Source organism: Aeromicrobium sp. PFPM2_SD2, assembly GCF_057364525.1.
Genome location: NZ_JBNFNZ010000082.1, coordinates 1 through 7,284, shown reverse-complemented (window position 1 = coordinate 7,284; position 7,284 = coordinate 1). Strand labels below are relative to the sequence as shown.

8 protein-coding genes and 2 pseudogenes are annotated in these 7,284 nt (G+C 71.3%); 7 read left to right on the top strand and 3 right to left on the bottom strand.

All coding sequences use genetic code 11. The features are described from left to right. The first annotated feature begins 185 nt into the window (after nucleotides 1-185). From AC2W7G_RS06085 to AC2W7G_RS06065, 5 genes are all read left to right on the top strand, one after another. Nucleotides 186-611 (top strand): alpha-amylase family glycosyl hydrolase, encoded by a 426-nt coding sequence (locus AC2W7G_RS06085; RefSeq protein ID WP_485867645.1) that lies wholly within the window; start codon nucleotides 186-188, stop codon nucleotides 609-611. A gap of 98 nt (nucleotides 612-709) precedes the next feature. Beyond that, the gene (locus AC2W7G_RS06080; protein WP_485867644.1) at nucleotides 710-1,993 is read left to right on the top strand and encodes an ABC transporter substrate-binding protein; all 1,284 of its coding nucleotides are present in this window, start codon (nucleotides 710-712) and stop codon (nucleotides 1,991-1,993) included. Beyond that, nucleotides 1,990-2,922 (top strand): carbohydrate ABC transporter permease, encoded by a 933-nt coding sequence (locus AC2W7G_RS06075; protein ID WP_485867643.1) that lies wholly within the window; start codon nucleotides 1,990-1,992, stop codon nucleotides 2,920-2,922. Before AC2W7G_RS06080 ends, AC2W7G_RS06075 begins: the two co-directional genes overlap by 4 nt. Then, complete coding sequence (locus tag AC2W7G_RS06070; RefSeq protein ID WP_485867642.1) at nucleotides 2,919-3,758, top strand: carbohydrate ABC transporter permease; 840 nt, start codon at nucleotides 2,919-2,921, stop codon at nucleotides 3,756-3,758. The genes AC2W7G_RS06075 and AC2W7G_RS06070 overlap by 4 nt, the downstream gene beginning before the upstream one ends. Nucleotides 3,759-3,777: 19 nt before the next feature. Further along, the gene (locus tag AC2W7G_RS06065; protein ID WP_485867641.1) at nucleotides 3,778-4,956 is read left to right on the top strand and encodes an ABC transporter ATP-binding protein; all 1,179 of its coding nucleotides are present in this window, start codon (nucleotides 3,778-3,780) and stop codon (nucleotides 4,954-4,956) included. Between the two features lie 27 nt (nucleotides 4,957-4,983). On the opposite strand, the gene AC2W7G_RS06060 is transcribed toward AC2W7G_RS06065, so the two are convergent. Continuing rightward, nucleotides 4,984-5,865, bottom strand: a complete 882-nt coding sequence (locus AC2W7G_RS06060) for a ParB N-terminal domain-containing protein (protein ID WP_485867640.1) — start codon at nucleotides 5,863-5,865, stop codon at nucleotides 4,984-4,986. 2 nt (nucleotides 5,866-5,867) lie between these two features. After that, complete coding sequence (locus tag AC2W7G_RS06055) at nucleotides 5,868-6,074, bottom strand: hypothetical protein (protein WP_485867639.1); 207 nt, start codon at nucleotides 6,072-6,074, stop codon at nucleotides 5,868-5,870. A 69-nt stretch (nucleotides 6,075-6,143) separates the two neighbouring features. Between AC2W7G_RS06055 and AC2W7G_RS06050 the strand changes: the two are divergent. Both AC2W7G_RS06050 and AC2W7G_RS06045 read left to right on the top strand, forming a co-directional pair. Continuing rightward, nucleotides 6,144-6,742 (top strand): annotated as a pseudogene (locus tag AC2W7G_RS06050) (IMP dehydrogenase); the annotation flags it as partial. A 55-nt stretch (nucleotides 6,743-6,797) separates the two neighbouring features. Further along, nucleotides 6,798-6,959, top strand: a complete 162-nt coding sequence (locus tag AC2W7G_RS06045; protein WP_485867638.1) for a hypothetical protein — start codon at nucleotides 6,798-6,800, stop codon at nucleotides 6,957-6,959. Nucleotides 6,960-7,021: 62 nt separating this feature from the next. On the opposite strand, the pseudogene AC2W7G_RS06040 reads toward AC2W7G_RS06045, so the two are convergent. Then, nucleotides 7,022-7,284 (bottom strand): annotated as a pseudogene (locus tag AC2W7G_RS06040) (hypothetical protein); the annotation flags it as partial.

Sequence of the window (7,284 nt, the reverse complement as noted above, 5' to 3'; positions counted from 1 at the left end):
GCGCGCGCGCGTCCCGGGCATCGGCCCCGAGCACGAGCAGCCGGACGCCGAGCTGGGCCTGCGCCGGGCCGCGCCGCCACGACGCTCATGCTGTCGCTGCCGGGCTCGGCGTACGTCTACCAGGGCGAGGAGCTCGGCCTGCCCGACGTCACCGACCTGCCCCACGAGCACCGCCAGGACCCGACGTGGCACCGCTCGGGCCGGCCGACGTCGGCCGCGACGGCTGCCGCGTGCCGATGGCCTGGGAGTCCGACGCCCCGGCCTACGGCTTCAACGACACCGGACGCTCCTGGCTCCCCCAGCCCGCGTCGTACGGCCGGCTCGCCGTCGACGCCCAGCGCGGCGTCGACGGCTCCACCCTCGAGCTCTACCGCACCCTGCTGCGGCTGCGGAAGGAGCGCGGCCTGGGCACCGGGTCGCTGACCTGGCTCGACCTGGGCCCGGACGTCGTCGCGTTCAGCGTCACCGGCGCCGACGGCACCGCGACCACGGTGGTCGCGAACCTCGGCCGGGCACCGGTCGACCTGCCGCCCGGGGACCTTCTGGTCAGCAGCGCGCCGCTCACCGACGGACGCCTCGGGGTCGACGTGACGGCCTGGCTGGCCGGGTGAGCCGCTTCGTGTGGCGCTGACCCCGCTCCGGGTCTACCGTCGGGCCACGCGTTCGTGACCCAGGTCACGACGAAGCGTTTGGCCTCGGGGAGGGACCTTTGAGAACGACACGCGCCACACGGGCTCGGCTCGCTGCCGGAGCCGTCCTCGTCGCCGCCGGCCTCGCGGCCTGCGCCGGCGGGGACGACGGCGGGACGCCGGTCATCAACCTGTACGGCGGCGCCTCGGCCGCCGGCTTCGACAAGATCATCGCCCAGTGCAACGAGGAGGCCGGCGGGCGCTACAAGATCGTCGGCAACCTCGTCCCCAGCGACGCCGACGGCCAGCGCGAGCAGCTCGTGCGCCGCCTCGCCGCGCACGACGACGGCATGGACGTCCTCGGCATGGACGTCACCTGGACCGCCGAGTTCGCCGAGGCCGGCTGGATCCGCGAGATCACGGGCGACCGCGTCCAGGAGGTCACCGAGGGCACCCTCGAGCCGACCATCCGCACGGCGGAGTGGAAGGACAAGCTCTACGGCATCCCGAAGCACACCAACGTCCAGCTGCTCTGGTACCGCAAGTCGCTCGTCCCGGAGCCGCCCAAGACCTGGGACCAGATGTTCGACATGGCCCAGCAGCTCAAGGACGAGGGCAAGCCGTACGAGATCGGCTTCACTGGCTCGCGCTACGAGGGTCTCGTGGTCGGGTTCAACACCATCCTGTCGTCGTTCGGCGGCACGCTGGTGAACGAGGACTCCACCGAGGTCACGGTCGACGAGAAGACCACCGACTCCCTGGCGCTGCTCAAGAAGCTGGCCAGCTCGGGCCTGGCCAGCCGCTCGCTGTCCAACGCCCAGGAGCCCGAGGTCTTCGCCTCGATGCAGCAGGGCCAGGCCGCGTTCATCATCAACTGGCCCTACGTCCTGGGCGCCATGCGCACCGCCGGCGAGACCGACGAGCGCAGCAAGGAGATCGCCGACGACCTGGGGTGGGCCCTGCTCCCGTCCGTGGCCGAGGGCGACGAGCCGCGCGCCACGCTCGGCGGGATGAACTTCGGCATCAGCAGCTACAGCAAGCACCCGGACGAGGCCTACGACGCCGCCATGTGCATGCGCTCGGAGAAGCACCAGCTGCAGCACGCGCAGGTCTCCGGCGAGCCGCCGACGCTCGAGGCGCTCTACGAGAACCCCGAGTTCCAGGAGGTCTTCCCGCAGTACCAGGAGATGCTCACCGAGCTGCAGGTCGCGGTGCCGCGTCCGGTGACGCCGCTGTACCAGAACATCTCCACCATCGTGTCGTCCACGCTGTCGCCGCCGCGGTCCATCGACCCCGACGCCACGACCGACGCGCTGCGTGACGGCATCCAGCAGGCACTCGACGGAAAGGGGATCCTGCCGTGACCACCACGCTGCCGCCGCAGGTGGGCGCCGAGGCGGAGGCCCAGGTCGCCCAGCAGCGGTTCACCGAGGGCCAGCGCGCCGAGCGCCGGCTGGGGCTGCTGCTGTGCGCCCCCGCCGTCATCGTGATGCTGGTCGTCTGCGCCTACCCCATCCTCTACGCGGTCTACCTGTCCTTCTTCCGGGCCGACCTGCGCACGCCGGACGCCAACGAGTTCATCGGCTTCGACAACTACGTCACCGTCCTGTCCAGCGGCATCTGGTGGCAGGCGTTCGGCGTCACGATGTTCATCACCGTCGTGAGCACGATCGTCGAGCTGGCGCTCGGCATGGCGCTCGCGGTGGTCATGCACCGCACGATCGTCGGACGCGGCCTCGTCCGCACCGCGGCCCTGGTGCCCTACGCCATCGTCACCGTGGTCGCGGCGTTCAGCTGGCGCTTCGCCTGGACGCAGGGCCTCGGCTGGCTCGCCGGTGACGGCGCGCCGCTGACCGAGCAGTGGAGCTCGCTGTGGATCATCATCCTCAGCGAGGTCTGGAAGACCACGCCGTTCATGGCCCTGCTGCTCATGGCCGGCCTGGCCCTCGTGCCCGAGGACCTGCTCAAGGCCGCGTCCATGGACGGCGCGTCGGCCTGGCAGCGGTTCTGGCGGGTCACCGTTCCGCTGATCAAGCCGTCGATCCTGGTCGCGCTGCTGTTCCGGGCGCTGGACGCCTTCCGCATCTTCGACAACATCTTCGTCCTGACCAGCGGCGCCAACGACACCTCGTCGGTGTCGGTCATCGCCTACAACAACCTGATCCGCGGCCTCAACCTCGGCATCGGGTCGGCGATGTCGGTGCTCATCTTCCTGACCATCGCGATCATCGCGTTCGTGTTCGTCAAGATGTTCGGCGCCGCCGCCCCCGGCGCGAGTGAGGAGAAGCGATGAGCACCGCCGTCGAGACCCCCCGTCGCAAGGCCGCGTGGGCCGCGGTCGACCTCGTCGTCCTGCTCTACGCGCTGATCCCGGTCGCGTGGATCGTGTCGCTGTCGCTCAAGACCGACGGCACGCTCAACGACGGCAACTTCTTCCCGCGGGACATGACCTGGGACGCCTACCGCGAGATCTTCCGCAACGACGACTTCCTGCGGGCGCTGGTGAACTCCATCGGCATCTGCCTGATCTCGACGTTCCTGGCGCTCGTGCTCGCCACGCTGGCGGCGTACGCGATCGCCCGGCTGGAGTTCCCGGGCAAGCGGTCCATCGTCGGCGTCTCGCTGCTCATCGCGATGTTCCCGCAGATCGCGCTGGTCACGCCGCTGTTCCGGATCGAGACCGCCGTCGGGCTGTTCGACACCTGGCCCGGGCTGATCCTGCCCTACATCACGTTCGCCCTGCCGCTGGGCATCTACACCCTGTCGGCGTTCTTCCGCGAGATCCCGTGGGAGCTGGAGAAGGCGGCCAAGATGGACGGCGCCACGCCCTTCCAGGCGTTCCGCCGGGTCATCGCCCCGCTGGCCCTGCCTGGCGTGTTCACCACCGCGATCCTGGTGTTCATCTCGTGCTGGAACGACTTCCTGTTCGCCATCTCGCTGACGTCGTCGTCGAACGCCCGCACCGTCCCGGCGGCGCTGTCGTACTTCACCGGCGCCACGACGTTCGAGAAGCCGACCGCGGCGATCGCCGCCGGCGCGGTCGTCATCACCATCCCGATCATCCTCTTCGTCCTGTTCTTCCAGCGCCGCATCGTCGCCGGGCTCACGTCCGGCGCCGTCAAGGGCTGACCACCACAAGGAGCCGACCGTGGCCGAGATCGTCCTGGACAACGTCGTCAAGCGCTACCCCGACGGTGCGCTCGCCGTCGACCACTTCAACCTCGAGATCTCCGACGGGGAGTTCATCATCCTCGTCGGCCCCTCGGGCTGCGGGAAGTCGACGACCCTCAACATGGTCGCGGGCCTGGAGGACATCACCTCCGGCGAGCTGCGCATCGACGGCAAGGTCGTCAACGACCGCGCCCCCAAGGACCGCGACATCGCGATGGTGTTCCAGTCCTACGCGCTGTACCCGCACATGACCGTCTTCGAGAACATGGCCTTCCCGCTGACCCTGGCCAAGGAGGACAAGAACACCATCCGCCAGAAGGTCGGCGAGGCCGCCGAGATGCTGGAGCTCACCCAGCACCTCGAGCGCCGCCCGGCCAACCTGTCCGGCGGCCAGCGCCAGCGCGTCGCGATGGGGCGCGCCATCGTCCGCCAGCCCAAGGCGTTCCTCATGGACGAGCCGCTGTCGAACCTGGACGCCAAGCTGCGCGTGCAGATGCGCACGCAGGTCTCGCGCATCCAGAAGAAGCTCGGCACCACGACGCTGTACGTCACCCACGACCAGACCGAGGCGATGACGCTGGGCGACCGGGTCGTCGTCATGCGCGGCGGCGTCGTGCAGCAGGTCGGCAGCCCGGCGTTCCTCTACGACCACCCGGCGAACCTGTTCGTGGCCGGCTTCATCGGCAGCCCGTCGATGAACTTCATCCCGGCGACGCTCGACGGCGGGGTGCTGCACAGCCCGCTCGGCGACCTGGCCCTGCCCGACGACCGGCGCCGGGTGGTCGAGTCCAGCAACGCCGCCAGCCGCGAGGTCATCGTCGGCCTGCGGCCCGAGCACTTCGAGGACGCCGCGCTCGTCTCGGACCCCGCCCGCGGCGGCACCACCGACGTGACGGTCGACCTCGTCGAGTCGATGGGCTCGGACGTGTTCGCCTACTTCACGGTCGACGCGCAGCAGACGTCGTCCGGCGACCTGGACGAGCTGGCCCGCGACACCGGCGCCGAGCTGGGCACCGGCGGGGTGCAGGTCACCGCGCGGCTCGAGCCCACCTCGCAGGTGCGCGCCGGCCAGCCCGCGAAGCTGTGGATCGACACCAGCAAGATCCAGGTGTTCGACCCCAGGACCGGCGAGAACCTCACCGCTCGCGTCGACTGACCGGTCCCACCCGCGCGACCCGGCCCGCTACAGGCGGGTCGGGTCGTCGGTCTTGCGCCGCCGGCGTCCGCGCCGGCTGACCTGGGCCATGATGTCGCGGTTCCACTCGTGCTCGCGGATCAGCCGGTACCGCTCCCCCGACACGCGCATGTAGGCGTCGGCCTCGGTCTCGTCGGCGCCGCGGACGCCGGCCTCCTCGACCATCTCCAGGACCGGCGTGAAGTCCTCCTCGTACCAGCGCGAGGCGATGGTCGGGCGGTCGAGGTAGGTCTCCTCGGCGTGCATGAGCCGGGCCCCCCAGGCCTCGACCATCTCGGCCAGCCAGCCGTAGTGCACGGGGTCGGCGACCTCGATGTGCGAGCGCCGCTCACGGCTGAGCGGCACCCGCTCGAGGAAGATGCGCCGCCAGTTCTTGCGCTCGAGCTGCTCGCGGCGGCTGAACTCCACCGGCGACAGCATCGTCAGCACCTCGGTGACGTTGGCCTCGATGACCTCGAGGTTCAGCGCCCGGGCCACCGAGACGCGGTGGTGGCCGTCGCGCACGAAGTAGTAGTCGCCCAGCTGGTAGACGTCGATCGGCGGGATGGTCTCGCCCGTGCGGCTCGCCCGGGCCAGCCGCTCCCAGCGCTGCCGGCTCTTGCTGGACGTGGGCCGGAAGCGCCGGTCGAAGTCGCGCATGCGGTCGACCGAGCCGATGATCGCGTCGAGCGGGATGACCTGGGTGCCGCGGTACGACTCGCCCCGGCGGCCGAGCGCGTCGACCGCCTCGTCGAAGGACAGCGTCTGGACGACGTCGTGGGTGTCGTTGCGCAGCCAGCCGGCCAGCGCCGACAGCACCTGGTGGCGCCGCGCGCGCAGGAAGTCGTTCTCGGCGTCCGCGCGAGGTGATCCGGTGTCCCGCACGGGCATGGTCAGCCGACCCTCCGCAGGGCGTGGATCATCTCGACGTGGGCGTCGCGCGGGGTGATGTCCATGAGCGTCCAGGGCACGACGTTGCGGATCGTCGTGCGGCCGACCGCGCGGTCCGGACGCGGGTGGCCGTACGGGTGGACGTGCCCGTGCAGCTGCCAGGTCGGCTCGACGTCGGCCAGCACCTCGTGCATCGCCTCGACGCCCACGTGGCACGGGTCGGACTCGTCGCCGAGGCCGAGCGGGGGCGCGTGCGTGAGCAGGACGTCGACGTCGCCGCCGGCGCGCGCGACCTGGTCGAGGCCGGCGCGGACATCGTCAAGGTCGGCGTCGGCCGGCGCATGTGCACCACCCGATGATGACCGGCGTCGGACGTCCGCAGTTCTCGGCCGTGCTCGAGTGCGCGGCCGCCGCCCGCGAGCTGGGCGCGCACGTGTGGGCCGACGGCGGCGTGCGGTTCCCGCGCGACGTCGCCCTCGCCCTGGCCGCCGGTGCCGCGAGCGTCATGATCGGCTCGTGGTTCGCGGGCACGTACGAGAGCCCCGGCGACCTGCTGGTCGGCTCCGACGGCCGCGCCTACAAGGAGTCGTTCGGCATGGCCTCGGCCCGCGCCGTCTCGAACCGCACCAAGGACGCCGCCGGCTTCGACCGGGCCCGCATGGCGCTGTTCGAGGAGGGCATCAGCTCCTCGCGGATGTTTCTGGATCCCGAGCGTCCCGGCGTCGAGGACCTGCTCGACGGCATCACCGCGGGCGTCCGCTCCAGCTTCACCTACGCCGGCGCCCGGACGATCGCGGACTTCCACGAGCGCGCCGTCGTCGGCCTGCAGAGCAGCGCCGGCTACGACGAGGGACGCCCGCTCCACGTCTCGTGGTGACGACACGCCGGGCCGGGGTCCCGGTTCTGTCGGTGGTCGTTCCTACGGTGGAGGCATGAGCGACATCCGCATCGGCCTGGTCCTGGTCTGCGAGGACTGCGGCTTCGACGTCGAGCTTCCCGACGAGCTGGCGGGCACCGTGACGTGCACCGCCTGCGGCGTGGCGGCGTGGGTCGACCTGCCCTACGCCGAGCCGGCCGCGGCGCTCAGCGCCTGACGCTCCGCCCGCTGGCCGAGCCTGTCGAAGCCCCGTTCGACGCGCTCAGGGAGCGGGCACCGTCAGCGCCGGGCGCTGACGTGGACGCGCACGCCGGCGAGCACGAGGTCCAGGCCCTGCTCGAAGCTGCGTCCGTCCGCGCCCCGGTCGGCGTCGACCTCGTCGCCGATCGCGCCCGGCGAGGCCGCCTGCAGGTGAGTCTGCTCGTCGAGCACGTGGCCGAACACGAAGTGCAGCAGCGTCCGCGCCGCCACCCGCGCGCCCGCCTCGTCCAGGCCCGCGTCGACGAGCGCCGCCCGCAGCCGCTCGCCGGGCTCGTGCGGCC

Coding starts and splice junctions, on each gene's coding strand:
- AC2W7G_RS06060 (WP_485867640.1), bottom strand. CDS start 5,865: ATGCCCGTGCGGGACACCGGATCACCTCGCGCGGACGCCGAGAACGAC.
- AC2W7G_RS06045 (WP_485867638.1), top strand. CDS start 6,798: ATGAGCGACATCCGCATCGGCCTGGTCCTGGTCTGCGAGGACTGCGGC.
- AC2W7G_RS06070 (WP_485867642.1), top strand. CDS start 2,919: ATGAGCACCGCCGTCGAGACCCCCCGTCGCAAGGCCGCGTGGGCCGCG.